The organism is Sediminibacterium sp. C3 (assembly GCF_000508085.1).
In the GTDB taxonomy this organism is placed as follows: domain Bacteria; phylum Bacteroidota; class Bacteroidia; order Chitinophagales; family Chitinophagaceae; genus Sediminibacterium.
The window spans coordinates 484749-503709 of record NZ_KI669560.1; the positions used below are offsets into that span (position 1 = coordinate 484749).

Annotated in this window: 16 protein-coding genes; 4 read left to right on the top strand and 12 right to left on the bottom strand. The window is 41.2% G+C overall.

Annotation, left to right across the window (positions count from 1 at the left end; genetic code table 11):
• Positions 1-43: 43 nt before the first annotated feature.
• The 6 genes from F777_RS15430 to F777_RS17135 all read right to left on the bottom strand — a co-directional run bounded on the left by F777_RS15430 (position 44) and on the right by F777_RS17135 (position 6893).
• Positions 44-1594: an aldehyde dehydrogenase (NADP(+)) gene (locus F777_RS15430; RefSeq protein WP_051408373.1), complete on the bottom strand. Its 1551-nt coding sequence runs from the start codon at positions 1592-1594 to the stop codon at positions 44-46.
• Positions 1595-1636: 42 nt separating this feature from the next.
• A complete protein-coding gene (locus F777_RS0102340) occupies positions 1637-2560 on the bottom strand; it encodes a dihydrodipicolinate synthase family protein (RefSeq protein ID WP_026750636.1) in 924 nt (307 codons plus the stop codon).
• 43 nt (positions 2561-2603) lie between these two features.
• Complete coding sequence (locus F777_RS0102345; RefSeq protein ID WP_026750637.1) at positions 2604-3257, bottom strand: HAD family hydrolase; 654 nt, start codon at positions 3255-3257, stop codon at positions 2604-2606.
• Positions 3258-3309: 52 nt separating this feature from the next.
• A complete protein-coding gene (locus tag F777_RS0102350; RefSeq protein WP_037369049.1) occupies positions 3310-4305 on the bottom strand; it encodes a glycosyltransferase family 2 protein in 996 nt (331 codons plus the stop codon).
• A gap of 73 nt (positions 4306-4378) precedes the next feature.
• Complete coding sequence (locus F777_RS15435) at positions 4379-6463, bottom strand: TonB-dependent receptor domain-containing protein (protein ID WP_051408374.1); 2085 nt, start codon at positions 6461-6463, stop codon at positions 4379-4381.
• 46 nt (positions 6464-6509) lie between these two features.
• On the bottom strand, positions 6510-6893 hold the full coding sequence (locus F777_RS17135) for a hypothetical protein (RefSeq protein ID WP_051408375.1): 384 nt from the start codon (positions 6891-6893) through the stop codon (positions 6510-6512).
• Between the two features lie 85 nt (positions 6894-6978).
• On the opposite strand from F777_RS17135, the gene F777_RS15445 reads away from it, so the two are divergent.
• The 3 genes from F777_RS15445 to F777_RS0102375 are packed head-to-tail and all read left to right on the top strand — an operon-like array spanning position 6979 to position 10793.
• Positions 6979-8574, top strand: a complete 1596-nt coding sequence (locus tag F777_RS15445; protein ID WP_051408376.1) for an N-acyl-D-amino-acid deacylase family protein — start codon at positions 6979-6981, stop codon at positions 8572-8574.
• 56 nt (positions 8575-8630) lie between these two features.
• The gene (locus F777_RS0102370; RefSeq protein WP_026750639.1) at positions 8631-9695 is read left to right on the top strand and encodes a DUF1611 domain-containing protein; all 1065 of its coding nucleotides are present in this window, start codon (positions 8631-8633) and stop codon (positions 9693-9695) included.
• Positions 9696-9725: 30 nt separating this feature from the next.
• On the top strand, positions 9726-10793 hold the full coding sequence (locus F777_RS0102375; RefSeq protein WP_026750640.1) for a mandelate racemase/muconate lactonizing enzyme family protein: 1068 nt from the start codon (positions 9726-9728) through the stop codon (positions 10791-10793).
• A gap of 13 nt (positions 10794-10806) precedes the next feature.
• Here the strand turns inward: F777_RS0102375 and F777_RS0102380 are convergent, their stop codons facing one another.
• The 6 genes from F777_RS0102380 to F777_RS0102405 all read right to left on the bottom strand — a co-directional run bounded on the left by F777_RS0102380 (position 10807) and on the right by F777_RS0102405 (position 17056).
• Positions 10807-12363: a SulP family inorganic anion transporter gene (locus tag F777_RS0102380; RefSeq protein WP_026750641.1), complete on the bottom strand. Its 1557-nt coding sequence runs from the start codon at positions 12361-12363 to the stop codon at positions 10807-10809.
• 65 nt (positions 12364-12428) lie between these two features.
• Positions 12429-13088, bottom strand: coding sequence for a carbonic anhydrase family protein (locus F777_RS0102385; RefSeq protein ID WP_026750642.1), 660 nt, complete (start codon positions 13086-13088; stop codon positions 12429-12431).
• Between the two features lie 162 nt (positions 13089-13250).
• Positions 13251-13616: a hypothetical protein gene (locus F777_RS0102390; RefSeq protein WP_026750643.1), complete on the bottom strand. Its 366-nt coding sequence runs from the start codon at positions 13614-13616 to the stop codon at positions 13251-13253.
• Positions 13617-13699: 83 nt separating this feature from the next.
• Positions 13700-14701 carry an NAD-dependent epimerase/dehydratase family protein gene (locus tag F777_RS0102395; protein WP_026750644.1) on the bottom strand — a complete coding sequence of 334 codons (1002 nt, stop codon included), beginning with the start codon at positions 14699-14701 and terminating at the stop codon, positions 13700-13702.
• A gap of 11 nt (positions 14702-14712) precedes the next feature.
• Positions 14713-15834 (bottom strand): hypothetical protein, encoded by a 1122-nt coding sequence (locus F777_RS0102400; RefSeq protein ID WP_026750645.1) that lies wholly within the window; start codon positions 15832-15834, stop codon positions 14713-14715.
• A gap of 13 nt (positions 15835-15847) precedes the next feature.
• Positions 15848-17056, bottom strand: a complete 1209-nt coding sequence (locus F777_RS0102405; RefSeq protein ID WP_051408377.1) for a serine palmitoyltransferase — start codon at positions 17054-17056, stop codon at positions 15848-15850.
• Between the two features lie 230 nt (positions 17057-17286).
• Between F777_RS0102405 and F777_RS18135 the strand changes: the two genes are divergently transcribed.
• The gene (locus F777_RS18135; RefSeq protein ID WP_071790300.1) at positions 17287-18921 is read left to right on the top strand and encodes a dienelactone hydrolase family protein; all 1635 of its coding nucleotides are present in this window, start codon (positions 17287-17289) and stop codon (positions 18919-18921) included.
• Positions 18922-18961 lie beyond the last annotated feature (40 nt).

Consider the following 18961-nt stretch of genomic DNA (forward strand, 5'->3'; position numbering starts at 1 on the left):
TTTTTAAGAATAGCTATTATAAATCAACATTCGTTTTTTGAAATCAGATTGTTTCAACCGCTGCCTTTGTTAAAATCCCATTGATCAATCTTAAAATACCTGCTTCATTTTCATTTCTCAAATACAAGGGCAGCAATGCATCCGGACAATCCTGATAACAAACCGGTCTGGCAAAACGACGGATGGCTTCAGGCCCAACCGAAGTGGTTCTTGCATCCGTGGTGGCGGGAAAAGGTCCACCGTGAACAATGGCATTACATACTTCCACACCCGTAGGTACATTATTGAAAATCATTCTACCAACGGCTTGCTGTAAAGTATCAACCAGGCTTGCATTCTCTTTCAACTCCTGCTCATTGCCATAAATTGAACCTGTTAATTGTCCTTCTAATGACGCAATGGCTGCAGCCATTTCTTTTTTGTCTTTACAAAGTACAAGCAAACTACAAGGACCAAATACTTCTCTTTGCAAAGCAGGCGTTGCCATAAAATGCGCAGCGTTTGTTTGCATTAATGCCGGCATAGCCTGATGGTATTCTTCTAAATTAAGTCCATCAACCAATACCTGAATATTTTCCTGATTGGCCAGGCTGGTTTTGTCCTTATAATAAGCATGGCAGATGGTGGGATTCAGCATCGTTGCAGGTGCTACTGCTTTGAGTGCATTCTCTAATTCCCGCGCAAAAGTTTTTGTTTCGGCATTGTTTATTGCAAACAATAAACCAGGGCTGGTACAAAACTGTCCAACACCCAAACTGATAGAACCCGCCAGGGCATTCGCAATGGCTGTTGTTTTTTCAGCAAGTATCTGTGGCAATAATACAACCGGATTAATGCTACTCATTTCTGCATACACTGGTATCGGTGTTTTTCTTTTATGTGTAGCGGTGGTATACAATGCCATACCTGCTTTGTAGGATCCGGTAAATCCAATCGCTTTAATTCTCTCATCCATGGCCAGTTGCTGACCCAATACAGGCCCTGTTCCTACCAGTGTTGCAAACACTCCCTTGGGCATATTGGTTTTTTCGGCAGCTCGCATTACAGCTGTTGCTACCATTGCATTCGTACCCAAATGAGATTCATGTGCTTTCACAATTACCGGACAACCCGCTGCCAATGCAGAAGCTGTATCACCACCCGCGGTTGAATAGGCGAAAGGAAAATTGCTGGCGCCAAATATCAATACAGGTCCAATGGGCTGCAGCATTCTTCTTAAATCGGCCCTGGGCAAGGGCTGTCGATCGGGCATGGCGGTATCAATCACTGCATCACACCAGTTGCCTTCTCTCAACAATTTTGCATAGAGGTTCAATTGCTTGCAGGTTCTTCCTCTCTCACCCGTTAATCTGGCTAAGGGCAATGCCGTTTCTTCATGTGCTTTTTGCAACAAGGCATCGCCGCAGTTCATGATTTCTTCTGCAATGGCTTCTAAAAAAACAGCGCGTTCAATAAATGTTTTTTTGGCAAAGGGGATAAAAGCCGCCGATGCCTCCTGTAACGCTGCTTCTACTTCAGCAGGAGAACTGATGGCAAAGGTTTCAGAAAGAAATGCTTTTTGAAGCGTACTATAGGATTGTAAATGGTTCAACATGACTTAATGGAAATACAGGCTTTCTGTAAATTTTTTAAATAATTACTGCGGAAGTGATAAATAATCCGGCAACTGAGGTCTGCAGGCCAATGCATCTTCCACAATCTTGGTTACGCGATACAACTCTTCTTCCTGTAATGGCAATCTGGGTGCCCTAACATGTGGAGAGCCAATATCGGTAAGGGTTGCAGCTACTTTAATATACTGCACCAGCTTGGGATGAATATCCAGTTCCAGCACCGGTAAAAACCAGCGATAAATGCTCAGCGCCTCCGCTAACCGGCCAGCTTTAATCAACCTGTATATGGAAACTGTTTCTCTGGGAAATGCATCCACCAGACCCGCAATCCAGCCATCAGCTCCCAAACAGAGTTCTTCCAATGCCAGGGTATCTACCCCACATAATATTTTAAACCGATCTCCAAACCTGTTTTTCATACGCGTTACATTCGATACATCACGCGTAGATTCTTTTACGGCCTGAATATTTTCGCAGGCTGCCAGTGAAGCAAACATGTCTAATGTTACTTCAATTTTATAATCCACCGGATTATTATAAATCATGATAGACTTGGATGTTGCATTGGCTACTGCTTTAAAATAAGTAACCGTTTCTTCATCATCCGATTTGTATCGCATAGGAGGTAAAAGCATAAAACCATCGGCACCTGCATCTGTTGCAGCTTTTGCAAAAGCAACAGCAGCTTTGGTGGTTGATTCAGCAATATTTACAATCACCGGAAACCCATCACCTACTTCGTTCTTGGCAATTTGTAACAACTGAATCTTCTCTTCATTCATCAAGGTACTGGCTTCTCCAAGCGATCCGCCAATTATCACCCCATCAACACCCGCGTCTATCTGCGCACGTAGGTTCTTAATAAATAAAGCTTCATCTAAAGTTTCGTCTGCATGAAAGGGGGTTAGTAAAGCAGGATATACTCCTTTCCATTCCGGGTTGGCCATTGTTAAATATTTAAACAACCAATTTAACCAAAACAAATGGATTTTAGGGTATTAAATGCATGAGTGTAGTGTAGTCTTTTGTGTAGGCGATAATATTATTGTATGCACTAAATTCTTCTTCTGAATGCATGGTGGTTATAGCAACGGCTTTCATTCCGGCATTCACTGCCGCTTCAACCCCTTTGGGCGCATCTTCAAATACAATGCAATTTTCTGGAGCAACTCCCAGCTCGGCGGCACCTTTTAAAAACACATCCGGATTGGGCTTACTTACCGGCACATCAAATGCACTAACCACACTGGAAAAATAGGTTCTTATATCCAGGCCATCCAACACAAAATCAATATTGAATGGAATGGCTGCAGATCCAATGCCCATGGGTATTCCAGCCAAACGGGCAGCTGCCAGAAAGTCTAGTAATCCGGGAAGGGGTTGCATATCGGGTCGGTAGATTTCCTGGTATTTTCTTTCCTTAGCCATTTCAATTTCATGCACTTGCTCCGGACTAAAATGACCCTTTCCAAATACGCGATCGAGTAACTCTGAATTCTTCCCATACATCTGGGCAGCTACTTCCTCAAAACTCATATTGGCACCCAGTTCATTCACCAATACATGGTGCCACACTTTTTTGTGGTAGGCCATATCATCTACAATAGTTCCGTTCAAGTCAAATAGAAATGCAGTGGATGCCATGAAATTTATATTTCCGGCGAAGGTATAAAAAGGAAACTACTTGTTAATACTGCTATTGATAGCGAGTGGCAATTTTAAATAACAGTTTCAGATAAGACTTAACAGAATAGGCATTCACCTGAAACTTTAAAGCATCTTTGGCCACAATAATGACTTCTTCCTTGTCATGATTGGCATGGTATTGCCGATGGGCAAGATTTGCAAAGTAAAAAGAGAAGTTTTTCCGCGAAGCTTTTTCCGATTCAGCCCGCAAATGCTCAGGTAAATGAGCAATATTATAGAGCATGGTTTTATAAATATCAAGAAAGTTTTTCCTGTTCTTGAATGAAACAGCTGTTGTATTTTGGTCGTGATTTCTATACTTTGCCAGTACTTCCGGATGATACGCCACAGGATATTTGGCAGCGATTCGGTTCCACATGAGCCAGTCTTCAGAACAATTCACCATATAAAAAGATCCCAGATCTTCATACACGCTTCTCTTTACCACCATGGCTGGCGGCTCGAGCCACTGTCTGATGGCAATGCGCTGATGCCAGTTTTTCAACAATCCTCTTTCGTCACCTACTGGTGCATTAGACCAAACAGGAATACCATTGTCATCTACCGCTCTCCAGTCGGTACAGGCTGCACCTGCTTCCGGATAATCCGCAAATAGCTGGGTAACTGCTTTATAAAAGCCAGGTTCTACATAATCATCTCCGTGTAGCAAATGCACATACTCCCCAACCGCCCTTTTGATGCAGGTTTCAAAATTCCGGACATTCCCCACATTTACGGGGTGTCTGTAATATCCCACTCTTCCTTTACCTACCCTTTCCACTATGGCAGCAACATCACCCTCCGTACTAACATCATCTACCACTTCAATCTGCATGATTTCCGGACCCATATCCTGTACTAATACAGCATTCAGGGTTTGCTCCAGATAAGCGAGGCCATTGTAAACAGGAATCATCACTGACCATTGCAATCTTTTGGTTCCTGCAGGCAAAGGGGGGATAACAGGGGGCGAAGATGGAATTCGCTCAAAAACAGTGTCAGGCATTCAATCGATAATTGGGGTATCTAAAAGTAGTGTTGTTTGTAATAACAACACTACTTATATCATTAAGAGTTGCTTAAAATGTGTAAGCCATCATAAATACAAAGTTTCTTCCGGGTGCATTCAGTGGCAAATTATTATTGATGAATCTGCTTAAATGTTCTCTATAAGTTACATTGAATAGATTTTGTGCCACAGCTGTCAATTGTATTTTAGTTGCCGGCTTCCATTTCAAACCCAAATCGGTAACGGCAAAATCACCAGTAGCTTTTTCACTGAAAGCGGTTGAAACCCTGTTCTGTGCAAAACTCTGGCGAATGGATACATAGGGTTGCATTTTACCTTGCAGTAATTCTGCAGTTAATTTATACCTGATTTCGAATGGATTCATTTCAGGTAAGGGTTGATTTAACACCCTGTTCTGACCGCGTACATAAGCCATGGTAATATCCTGGTTCAGGGTTTTGGCCAACTGCTGATTCCAGCTCAACTCAAAACCCATAATGGTTGCATCCTTCACATTGATGAATTTGCGAACACCTGGTGATGTGGCAAGGGCAGGTCTCAAAGTTGGATCAACCACAGTTGAAATATAATTATGCATGAACGCATAGTAAGCATTCAACTGAAACTGTGTGTTGTCTGTTTTATAGCGCAACAGGAAATCGATCTGTGTATTGGCTTCTGGTTTTAAATGAGGGTCACCCACTACTTCATACGCATCAAGCCCCACTGGTAAATAGTTGATAAACTTCTCTGTTAAGCTGGCGCTTCTAACTCCACGCCCCACCCAGAAAGATGCCTGCCAGTTTTGATTGAAATAGCGGCTGATACCTGCACTGATACTGGTATTCAGATCATTGGAAATAAGTGTTGAATTAGCAGCTACTGTTTTGGCTGCCGGTTGGTTCGGTTTGGAGTGAACCCAATCCATTCTGCCCGATACGGTTAACTGGTACAGACCCATCTTTTTTTCGGTGTGTACAAATGCGCCTGTTCTTAATATGGAACCCTGTTGCCATAGGGTATCATAAAATGTTTTTCCTGCCATCATACCCGTTAGCATTTTTCTGGACCGGGTACCATTGGCATATTCATACTTCATATCAGCTCCAACATACCAAACAGTACTAGGCCTTCTGATGGTAATTTCTGTTCTTCCTCCGCTGGTTTCGGTATTCGCATAAACATGCGACAACATAGTAGCAGATGCAGGTCTTAATCCATTTCCCATCTGGTGATCTACCAATGAAGTATATACCTGTGTATTCCACTGACTATACCATTTGTGCTGTGCATTCACCTGATACTTACCCTGTATCATCCAGGTATCATCGCTTAGCAAATCCATCATTAAAGTAGGGAAGCTGGTATTGCGGGTAAAATTTCTAGTAATATTTACAGAAGCAATCTTACCCGGCTTCAAAAGATAAGCCGCGCTAAGATTCAGGGCTGTTCTGTTAAACACACCTGGCAGTAAAGTTCCGCTTCCGTCTTTATAATCGTCTCCGGCAGAATAAGAAAGCGCTGCAGCAGTCTGAAATTTCCGTGTACTCAAATTTACATAGGCTTCTGTTCTACGATTGGTGCCATTGGTTTCATACCCTGCACCAACACGGCCATTCACAATTGCTTTATCTGAAAAGACTGGATCATTCATTTTAAAATTAATGACAGCACCTGTTGAAGGTCCGTAACGAAAATTATGCGGACCCTTTAATAATTCAATCTCTTTGATCTGATTGATCATGACCTGACTACTCGGAGGATCCATGCGATTAGGGCAAGCCTGATGCGCACCCACCACTCCGTCTGTTACCAGATTTAACTGTTCCCACTTGAATCCGCGGAACACAGGATCAAATCCAAAATTGCCGGATTTGCGAATGGCGTTAAAGCCAGCTATTTGTGTCAACACCTGTGTTGCATCATGCTGAATCCAGTCGGCAGACTTTAACTGATAGGTTTTCTGAGGTGTTTTTCCTTTTACTGCATACACGCTAACCGGAGCAAGTGTTCTGCTGAAAAAGGAATCGTTGCTTACTAGCTGTGAATGAGTTATTGATTGGGCCTGGCCACTGATAGTAGTTAATGGGAGTGCCGCTAGGGCAAAAGCCGGTATAAGAAGGCTCGGCAGCGCCTTCATAGAACGAATGTTCATGACATTGTTTTTAAGTGATTTGAAAAAGATTCAGACTAAAAAAATGTCATACCAGCTGTGGGGGATGAAATATATCGCTTGTGTATCCTGCCTTTACAAAAGCAGGTTGTTCATAAGAAAGAATTAGGTTGTTGTGTGCCTCAATAAAGGTCACTTGCAGAAAACTATTCTGATGACAGATGGTTTCGCCGGGAAGGTTAAGCTGATATGCAGCTTTCTCTGCAGCCCGCTGTTGTTCTTTCTCTGCTTCCTGCATTTTTTTTGATAGCTGACACTTACCCTTACATTGAAGGGCTGGTCTTTCTTTGTTGATGCAGTTTTGCAGATATTCAGCACGATTGATAGCATAATCCGCTTTTAGCACATACCCTGAAAATACCTGTACCATCAAAGCACTGAGCAAAATCAATATCATTCCATTCTTCGCCATAAACAGAACACAAAGTTGCCTTTGTTTTGAGAATTAATTTATGATTCAAATCATGTTCGATAATTTTATAGACAATCCACAATGAATGAAAAAATTCAGCTTCTCTAACCTCCTTCAGTATACGCTCATATCAACCCTTCTTGTACTGACTGTAAAAAATTCACTGGGTTCCCCCGATAAAAACTGGAAACCAATCGGCAATAACAAAATTCAACCATCAGAAACTGGCAAATCCACATTAATCAAAAACGTCTGGATAATTGATGGTACTGGCGCTGCTCCGTTTTTTGGCGCAGTAAGAATTCAGGGAAATAAAATTCTGGCCACAGGAAACTTAAAACCTCTTAATGGAGAAACAATCATTGATGGCCGTCAACAATATCTAACCCCTGGTTTCATAGATTCACATAGCCATCATTTTGGTAGTTTAAAAAAAGAGCCTCAAGGAATGGCCATGACCAATCAGGGTATTACCACCATATTGATTGGTCAGGACGGTGACAGCTATCCAATGGATACCCTATATTCTTTTTTTTCTAAGAACAAAGTAGCTGTGAATGTAGCCAGCTATACGGGTCATAGTAGTCTTCGGGAAAAAATTATGGGAAGGAACAATGTATTCAGAGCCGCGAGTTTACCAGAGATTGATAAAATGAAAAAAGCACTGGCCTCAGATTTACAAAAGGGTTCTTTTGGTTTGTCAACAGGATTAGAATATGAATCTGCTTTTTATAGTAGTAAGGAAGAAGTGATTGCGCTGGCTCAGGTAGCAGCAGATTTTAAAAGAGGATATATCAGCCATATCCGAAGCGAAGACATTCAATTAAAAGATGCGATTGACGAAATCATTGAAATAGGAAAAAGAACAGGTATACCAGTTAAGCTATCTCATATTAAAATTGCCAACAAAAAGGATTGGGGAAAAGCAGGAATGGTAATACAGACTTTGGATAGTGCAAGAAAAGCAGGAATTGATATTACAGCAGATGTGTATCCCTATACTTTCTGGAATTCTACTTTAAGGGTTTTATTTCCCGATAAAAAATTTACCAGTTTAAAAAGTGCTGAACTGGCAACCCAACAATTGTTTGATCCCGAAGAATCGGTATTGGTTCGTTTTGCTCCTTATCCCTCTTATGCCGGCAAAACCATTGCAGTCATTGCAAAAGAAAGAAATGAGTCTGCTCCCGCCACACTAATTCAATTGATTAAAATGGCAGAAGCTTATAAAAAAGCAAATCCAGGCGCAGGTAGTGTGGAAGCATTGGCAGGTAAGTCTATGCTGGAAGCAGATGTAATTGATTTTATGCAATGGGAGCACGCCAATTTTTGTTCGGATGGTGCAGCAGGCGGGCATCCACGTGGGTATGGTGCATTTACCAGAATATTGGGTAAGTATATCAGAGAGCAGAAAATACTTTCATTGTCAAATGCCATTTATAAAATGACAGGGTTAACTGCAAAGCATTTACAAATTGAAAAAAGAGGTGTAATTGCAGCAGATAATTTTGCCGACCTGGTTCTGTTAAATCCGGATATTGTAGAAGACCATGCCACTATTGAAAACAGCAAAGCCCTTTCAACTGGCATCAAAATGGTTTGGGTAAATGGAGAAATGGTTTATCAAAATCAAATTGCCACCAATCTGTTTCCTGGTGTGCTAATAAGAAAAAACAATTAATAACAAGTTAATAAAATAGAAAAGAGACCCTCTGCACATAGAAACAAGATTGTAAAATGAAAAAGTCAGCTTTTGTATTAACGAATGGAATGTACCTTAGTTCTGATGCCAAAACAGCCCATGGTCTGGTTAGAGGAACGGAGCGTTTTCTAATAACCGGCATTATTGATCAGGAAACCACCGCAGGAAAAGATGCCGGAGAATTACTGGATGGCGTGCACAGAAACATCCCCATTTATGCAAGCCTTGATGCCGCCTGGCAATCGCATCCTGAAACAAGAGTACTGGTGATTGGGGTGGCTACTGTTGGAGGTATATTGCCTGCTGATATGCTGACCATTATTAAAGCAGCTATTGAGAAAGGCTTGTCCATAGTAAATGGATTGCACGATTATTTAAACGACCACCCAGATATCGTTGAACTGGCCAATAAAAAAGGCATCAGTCTTACTGATATCCGTAAGCCTAAGAAAAGAGCAGACCTTCATTTTTTTACAGGAGATATTTTTAAGTTATCTACTCCTGTAATTGCTGTTATTGGAATGGATTGTGCTATGGGAAAAAGAACCACTGCAAGACTGTTGAAGGAAGCTTGTGCTGAAGAGCAGATTAAAGCCGAAATGATTTACACAGGCCAAACAGGATGGTTGCAGGGCAATGAATATGGTTTTGTTTTTGATTCAACCCTGAACGATTTTGTTTCCGGAGAACTGGAACACGCCATACTTTCCTGTGCCCGTGAAGCGAATCCTTCTATTATTTTTTTAGAGGGACAATCAGCTTTAAGAAATCCAAGCGGCCCTTGTGGACTGGAGTTCCTGATTTCCGGAAATGCCAAACATACCATTCTGGTATTTGCACCTAAAAGAACATATTTTGATAACGAACCACATTGGGGCAAGATACCTTCTGTTGAATCTGAAATTGAAATCATTGAAAAATTTGGCTCTAAAGTGATTGCGCTGGCCATGAATACAGAAAGTTGTTCCAATGAAGAAGCCTTACAACTGAAAGCGGAATATGAACAGAAGCTAAATCTGCCAGTACTTGCACCCTTACAAAAAGGAGTTGGCGAATTGATTCCTGTTTTGCAGAAGATTATTACTGATGGTGTGCAATAGCACCCTAAAACACATTTGCAAGCCACGCTTATGAAAATCACCCGAATAGAATCTTTTATCAAACACCTGCTCTTAAAAAAGCCCTATACCATTGCTTATAATACTTACGACACCGTATCCATTGTTTTTACCAAAATTACTTTGGCAAACGGAATAGTTGGAATAGGAACGGCCAGCCCTGCAGAAGATGTGGTGGGCGAAAGTCCTGAACAAACACTAATCAACTTAGAATCAGATGCCGTGCAGTCCTTAGTAGGATCCGATATCCGTTCTTTTTTAAGCATCATTACCGATCTCAGAAAAACTTTTGTACACCTGCCAGGAACACAGGCGGCACTGGATATTGCTTTGCACGATGCTTTTGGAAAATGGGCAGGGATTTCAATTGCTGATTTTTACGGGATAAAGAGAAATGCATTACCTACTTCTGTTACCATTGGCATTAAAAATATATCCGATACACTTTCAGAAGCCAATGACTATTACGAAAATGGATTTTCCGTCTTCAAACTAAAAACTGGTTTGTCTGTGGAAGAAGACATTGAGAAAGTCCTCTTGCTACACGAGAAATTCAGGCATAAAATTCAAATGAGAGTAGATGCCAATCAGGGCTATACACTTGCTGATCTTACAAAATTCATGAAGGCAACCCAGTCCATTCCTTTAGAACTCATTGAGCAGCCTTTGAAAGTAGGCAATGAAGAGGAACTGCTTTCTCTATCTGAGGAACAAAGAAAAAAACTGGTAGCGGATGAGTCCTTGCATGAGGAATCCGATGCCATTCGTTTTGCTCAACCCAATCGTCCCTTTGGCATTTACAATATAAAACTCATGAAATGCGGGGGGATTGCGGGTGCCAGAGAAATCGGACAAATTGCCCGTACTTCGGAAATTGATCTGTTCTGGGGATGCAATGATGAGAGTATCATTAGCATCACTGCTGCTTTGCATGCAGCCTATGGATTCACAAACACAAAATACCTGGACCTGGATGGAAGCTTTGATTTAGCAGAAGATCTGGTGAAAGGTGGATTTGAAATAAAAAACGGGTTGCTCATGATTAATGAACAACCCGGTCTTGGATTGGAGTGGCTGTAATTGGGGTTACCTATTAAGATGCCATTTCCATATTATATTCCGACTTAAAGTTTTTGAGTACCACTTCAATGTTTTTATCTTTTGATCCATAGCTCATGAAATCTTTGATGAGTTCCAGCACGTCATGGTCTATATAAACTGTGTGGGCTGCATCAATCACCACTTTGGATTGTTCAGGCAAATGAGCCAGTGTTTGTTTAATGGCCGCTTTGTTTAAAAAGGAAACTTCCTGAGCCAGGTCAATCTGAATTACTTCGCCGTTCACGTGTTTTTCCTTTTTAAAGAAATAAGCCAGCTTCATATTCCCTTTTAAAATGAAGTAAATACTTACTACCAAACCAATACCTACTCCCTTTAACAAGTCGGTAAACACAACCGCAATAACGGTGACAATAAAGGGAACAAACTGTTGCATTCCACTATGCCACATATGTTTGAAGGTCTTGATGCTGGCCAGTTTTAAACCAATCATAATTAAAATAGCCGCCAAAGTGGCCATCGGAATTTTGTTCAGCAAAGCAGGTATAGCCAATACCGAAACCAATAAAAACACTCCATGTGTAATGGCAGCCAGTTTTGTTTTGGCACCCGCATTTACATTGGCAGAAGTTCTAACAATTACAGATGTCATTGGCAGACCTCCCAGAAATCCGGCAATCATATTGCCAATACCCTGTGCTTTTAATTCTGTATTGGCACTTGAAAATCTTTTCAGAGGATCCATTTTATCTCCTGCTTCCAAACAAAGCAGGGTTTCAATACTGGCCACAATAGCAATGGTAATACCCACCACCCAGGCTTTGGGATTCAGGAATCCGGCAGCTGAGGGAAAAGTGAACTGACCCAGAAATTCGTCGAAAGAATCCGCAGTGGGTAGCAATACCAGGTGCTCGTCTTTAATTACCCAGGCAGGTGCAACGGATATAAAAATTTCATTCAATACAATACCGGCTATAACCGCAACCAATGCCCCTGGAATTGCTTTTATTTTTTTAAGTGCAGGCACTTTGTTGAAAGCAACAATAATAGCAATTGAAATGATGGCTACAACAATAGCACCCGTATGGGCAAAATTGAAAGCATGAATCAGTTCAGAAAAAAAGCCCTTGTCTGCATCAATTAATTGATAAGAAAAAAAGTCTCCCTCATGTTCCACATCATAGCCAATGGCATGTGGCAATTCTTTTTTAATGATAATGATGCCTATGGCAACAAGCATTCCTTCAATTACACTGGTTGGAAAATAACTGGAGATGCCCCCAGCTTTTGCCAAACCCAATATCAGTTGGATGGCACCGGCAATCATAACGGCAGACAGGAATGTCTGATATCCAAGATCGGTAATGGCCACCAATATAATGGCAATTAAACCTGCAGCAGGACCGGAAACACTAACATTGGAATTACTTAAATATCCAACAGCAATCCCGCCAATCACTCCTGTTATGATTCCTGCAAAGGGTGGTGCTCCACTGGCAACAGCAATGCCCAAACAAAGCGGAAGCGCTACTAAAAAAACCACCATGCCGGCTAACACATCCGACTTAAAATACTTAGTTGTTAGTTTCATACAATTAATACTGAACTTCTTCTTTTATAATTTTTATAGGTAAAAAATAGCTGCCTTTATTGTAATTAATGAACAGCAACTAATTTTTCTGCATACGCATTTTGATGAATCAGGGTTTTAAAGAAATCAACTTCACCTGTTTCAACATTGTACATAGCACCTACTATTCCAATTTTACCCGCCATGAAATATTCTTTAATGATATCGCTTCTGTGTAAGATTTCTTCCATGCTGTTTTCTACGTTTGCATACGCTACGTTGTCACCAAAACAGTGTTCATCTTTTCTCTTCAACATGGCTTTGCTGATAGCAGGCTTAATGGCACTTAACAATCCAGTAATATGTCCATCCTTTACATCGGCCTGTGCGCTCTTCACCGCTCCGCAGGCAGTATGTCCCAACACTACCAGCACTTTGGATCCAACGTATTTAACTGCGTATTCCAAACTACCCAGAATACTGTCATTCACAATATTTCCAGCCACACGAATACTGAACAAATCTCCCAGCCCCTGATCAAAAATCAACTCAACGGAGGTTCTGGAATCCATGCAGCTTAATACTACACCAAAAGGAAACTGACCTTCACGGGTTTCATTGATCATCTCCAGGTGATCATGGTCCTTCGTCAGGTTCTGCACGAACCTCCTGTTTCCTTCTACTAATAACTCAAAGGCCTTCTCTGGCGTTAAGTTTTCTAAATACTCTTTTGAATGTTTTCTCATAATATTATAATTGATGTTATTACCCGGATTGGGCAATGAACGGTTTGCACAAATAAATTAAACAGGATAAGATACAGGGCTGTATTAAACAGTTATTGAATACCACAGATTACCGGGATTCATTTCAATATGTAAATAGTAATAGCCCTTAAGACGAAAGTACTAGCCTACATTGGGGGGCGGTACCAGTAGTTCTCCATGAAATGCCTGATAGCTTTCCGGATGGAGGGAGAGTCCATGAGAGATAGAAGTAAAACCAAGCGTTACGTATGCTGAAGATGCATGCAGGTACTCTTCCATAAAACCATTGGAGTTATGGGGTTTTTCTTCTGATGTGTTGTTTAAAGGATTGGAAGATTCTTCTTCTCCGCCATTATCCAGCGGCGAGTCAATATTGATGCAATATTGGTGATCGTGCTGATTGGCCATTACGAAGGGAGTACTTACTGTTAACCAAACCAAGGCCAGCACAAAAAAAAGTGCATTAAGCTTTTGCAGGAAAATAGATATGGAACTTCTCTTACGCATAAAATACAACCAGTGGTTGTAGGCGTAAAATTAATGTAAAACAACTATAAGTTGTACGTTCAAAATCTATTAAGATAATTTTATCATTTTTTTATCCATCCGTTTTCTTTGTACCACTGGATGGTATGCTTCAGTCCCTCCTGTAGAGGATAATCGGGCGTAAAGCCCATATTCTTCAACAAACTGGCATCCACTGCCCAGTTGGGTGCCTGAAATTCTTTCAGTCTTTCTTTGTTAAGAACCGGTGTCCTTCCCCTCATATTGCCTACCCACTCACTCAGTTGTGCCGCTACCTTGGCAACAGGTACCGGAACAATGATGGGAAGGGTCTTTTTTCCCAAAACTTGTTTAACCAAATCGTTGAATTCCTTGGCAGTATAATTAACAGTATCACTTAAAAGAATATTCCTGGAACTGATGGGCTGGTCAATACTTAAGAAAACTGCTTTACATACATCTGCCACATGAATAAAACTCAATTGCTGTTGGGTGTTGCCAATATACAATTCCAGGTGCTGGTTCAAGGATTGTATTAATACCAATAAATCCTTTTCACGAGGACCATACACCGTGGTGGGATGCACAATCACATATGGAAACTGAGATTTAGTGGCTAACATTTTTTCTGCCGCCAGCTTGCTCTTTCCATAAGCGGTTATCGGAGCCTGTTCATGTGTTTCTGTTACAGGATCAGTACCCCTGCCAGGTCCGTAAGAGGCCAGACTACTTAGAAAGACAAATCTTTCCGGCACCATATCTAATTCTATCAATGAATCTACCAGTCTTTCTGTATTGTGCAGATTCACTTTATAATATTCATCAAGCACCGTACTCTTGGTTAATCCTGCTGAATGAACCACCACATCAAACTTTCCATGGATGGCTGCATTCTTTTCTATTTGCTGCTTGAGTTTTTCCGAATTGGAAAAATCCATTTCAAAAACATGCAGATTCTTATGTTGTAGATATCCTTTACTGCTCGAAGATCTGATTCCGGCAAATGTGCGGTACCCTCGTTTAATAGCTTCTTCTACCAGAAAGCTTCCAATGAATCCACTCGCTCCGGTAATCAGGATATTTTTCATGTAGTGATGCTTTATATATGTTTAATAAAACAGCGTCTGCGCTTGTGTTGCCTTGCCGGGAAGTGATCCCAGATACTTTGCACTTTTTTATTCTCCTCCAACTCCGGATTGGATTCAATAACCTTTACGCCCGCCTTGTTGTAGTTTTTATGAAATTCTCTTAGTACAATGGCATTGACGCCTTTGCCTTGTAGATTCTTATCAATACCAATCAACAACAGATCGGCTTTTTCATTTTTCTTCAACGCTTTTAATAAATGAATAAAGCCAAAAGGAAACAATGAGCCATTTGCTTTTTGCAGTGCTTTAGATAAAGAGGGCATAGTAAGACCAAACCCAACCAGCTGATTCGCTTCATTGGCAATAAGCGTAATGAAATCTACCCGAATCATGGAGAAATACATTTTGACATAATAGTCAATCTGCCTTTGTGTTAATGCAACAACACCATATAATTCTGCGTATGTTTCATTCACCAGCTTAAAAACGGCACTGGCGTAGGGTTTCAGGTGTTTGGTAGATGTCATGGGTACCACATGCAGCTTATATCTTTTCTCTACCAGATCAGCAATTTTAGCAATATTTTCGGGCAGGATTTCGGGTACATTAATTCGATACTCTACCCAATCAACGGCTTTACCATAACCCAGCTGTTCCATCATTACCGGATAGTAAGGGTAGTTGTAAATGGTAGCCATGGTACCTATTTCCTGAAAGCCTTCTATCAGCATACCCTCATAATCCAGATCAGTAAAACCCAATGGACCATGAACGGCAGTGCAACCCAATTCTTTTGCCCATCCCTCTACTGCTTTCAATAATGCACGAGGCACTTCAATGTCTTCAATAAAATCAATCCACCCAAAACGCAGGTAATTGTTCTTCCAGGTTTCAACGTATTTCTTATTGTATATGGCAGCCACTCTGCCCACTACTTTTCCATTCTGATAAGCAAGCCAATATTTGGATTCGCAAAAATCGAAGGCCGGATTCTTCGCAGGATTCAATGTAGCTGCTTCGTCAAACCGAAGCTTGGGAATATTATACGGGTTACCCTTATACAGGGCATAAGGAAAATCCAGAAAAGCATTCATTTGCTTTTTGCTGGTAACTTCTTGGATAATTGTTTCCATGTTGGAAATAAAGTTACGCTACAGACACATGTCTTGCCAAACCTAATTCGTTGGCAACCATTTGAAGTTTTTCCAAAGCGGTGTCCAATTGCTCTTTGGTATGTGTAGCCATGATAGACATCCTGATTAAAGAAGAATCACTCTTCACTGCAGGAGATACTACCGGATTCACAAACACACCCTCTTCAAATAAGCGCTGTGTAAACTTGAATGTAAGGAAATTATCTCTGATATAGATTGGAATAATCGGCGTTTCAGATGCACCCATTTCAAAGCCCAGTTCCTGTAAGGCATTCACCATATAAGCGGTGTTGCTCCACAATTTTTCCAGTCTTTCGGGTTCTCTCTGTATAATTCTTAAAGCTGCCAAAGCAGATGCAGTAGCAGAAGGAGGTGTACTCGCACTAAAAATCATCGGACGGGCCGTATGCTTCAGATAGTTAATCATTTCTCTGCTTCCTGCTACATAACCACCCAATGAAGCCAAAGATTTACTAAAGGTTCCTACAATCAAATCCACTTCGTCTGTTAAGCCAAAATGATCTGCGGTGCCCTTACCTAATTTACCCAATACACCGAGTGAATGCGCATCGTCTACCATCACCAGTGCCTGGTATTTCTTAGCTAACTGCACAATTTCAGGAAGCTTACAAATATCTCCTTCCATGCTGAAGATACCGTCCACTACAATCATTTTAATCGTTTCCAACGGTACAGTACTTAGCTTTTGTTCTAAATCCTGCATGTTGTTGTGGGCATATTTCAACACTTTCGAAAAAGAAAGTCTGGAACCTTCAATGATGGACGCGTGGTCCAGTTCATCCAGTATAATCACCCCATTTCTACCTGTGATGGCAGAAACAGCGCCTAAGTTGGTTTGAAATCCTGTAGTAAAAGTTAGGGCAGCTTCCTTACCAATATGCTTGGCTAAAGCTTCTTCCAGTTCAACGTGTAAATTGGAAGTGCCATTCAAGAAACGGGAACCGGAACAGCTACTGCCGTATTGGTCAATAGCATCTTTAGCCGCTTTTAAAACTTCCGGATGATTGGTCAGACCCATATAACTGTTAGACCCAAACATTAAAACACGCTTGCCACCTATCATTACTTCTGTGTCGTTGTTTTTTTCAATCGCACGGAAATAAGGATAAATACCTGCGCTTTTTAATTCGTCCGGTGTAGTAAAGCTTCTAATTTTTTCCAGTAAACTCTCTTGAATCATTCTTTTTACAATTTTGACTTTTCTGATTGAAACGCAGATTTCGAATCAAAAAACGCTGAATAAGCATTCTTATTCAGGCTGAAACATTTGCAAAGATATTAAATAATAAGAAGTTAACAGTAAAACAATATGAATATCCGATGGATTTAATAGAAATTTACTAAAAATGGCCCTAAAAAGCCTGATTTCATAAACAAAACGACCATATTTACCCTATAAATCGCAAAAAAATGCTTAAAAATCTATTGTTAGCTGGCTTATTACTTTGCCTGCATACGGCTTTGTTCGCTCAAAACGAAATAATCTCCCTTTACCAGGGAAAGGTTCCGGGTTCTGAAAACTGGAACTGGTCCGAGGCAGAAAACACGAAAAATGACTGGGGATTGCGGATTGTTTACAATGTGGCCAATCCAACCCTGACAGTTTTTAAGCCGGAGGAAGGCAAAGCGAATGGAACTTCTGTAATCATTGCGCCGGGTGGTGCCTTCAGGGCATTGTCCATTGATAACGAAGGATATGATGTGGCAAAATGGCTGGTGAAAAAAGGGGTTACCTGTTTTGTGTTGAAATATCGTTTGGTAAAAAGCAATACCCAGGATCCCGTTACCGAAATGAATGCCATCTGGGGTAGCGAACAGTTTAACAAGCAGAATATGGAATTGATTCCATTGGCTATTGAAGACGGAAGAGCCGCCATTGCCTATGTAAGAAAACACGCCGACCAATGGAAATTGGATCCAAACCGGATTGGGATTATGGGTTTTTCTGCGGGGGGAACGGTAACCGCTGGAACAGCATACGGTTTCAACGAATTCAACAGGCCGAATTTCATTGCTCCGGTTTACGCCTATTTTCCAAAGGAACTACAACCCAAACTTTCACCCAATGCGCCACCCGCTTTCATTGTTGCAGCAACGGATGATCATTTGGATCTGGCAAGCCATAGTGTAGACCTGTACAGTCAGTGGCTGGCCAATAAGCAGTCTGCAGAATTACATGTGTACGCAAAAGGAGGTCATGGATTTGGGATGGCCCAACAAAAAATTCCCACCGATGGCTGGATCGAGCGATTCGCGGATTGGTTACAAATGAACAACTGGTTGTCAAAAAGCAGTTATGATCCTGCCCTGGCAGCTTACCAGAAAAACACCTTTTCTTTCGCGCCCAATAAAAATCTTCCTTACCGGATTCTTTATCCGGAGAACTATGATAAGAGTAAGAAATATCCTTTGATTCTGGTTTTGCATGGTGCAGGCGAAAGAGGAAACGACAACGAAAAACAACTGGTGCATGGATCCAAACTATTTTTAAAAGCAGAAAACAGAACACAGTTCCCGGCAATCGTTGTGTTTCCACAATGCCCTTCCGATTCCTATTGGGCTACTTCATCTATTGACAGAACCAAGAACCCCATTCAGTTCCGTTTTAATTACGACAGTGTGCCCAACTGGCCCCAGGCAGCGGCGGTTGCACTGGTAGAAAAGCTAAAGAAAGAAGAGTCGGTTGATCATAGTCGTGTTTATATTACCGGACTATCCATGGGCGGCATGGGTACATTTGAAGCTGTTTATAGAAATCCTGGATTGTTTGCAGCAGCAGCCCCTATTTGTGGAGGCGGTAATGAAACCTTATACACGGATAAAGTGAAAGAAACTTCTTTCCGTGTGTTTCATGGCGATGCAGATGCTGTGGTGAAAGTGGATCTTTCCAGAAATATGGTCACCCGTTTGAAAGAATTGAAAGTGCCGGTTGAATACATTGAATATCCGGGAGTGAACCACAATAGCTGGGACAATGCTTTTGCTGAACCCGATTTTATTAGCTGGTTAATGAAGCACCAGTTAAAGCCTAAGAAGAAAAAATAAATTTCACTAACCTGGCTCTGCTTTATAGCACAACGGAATA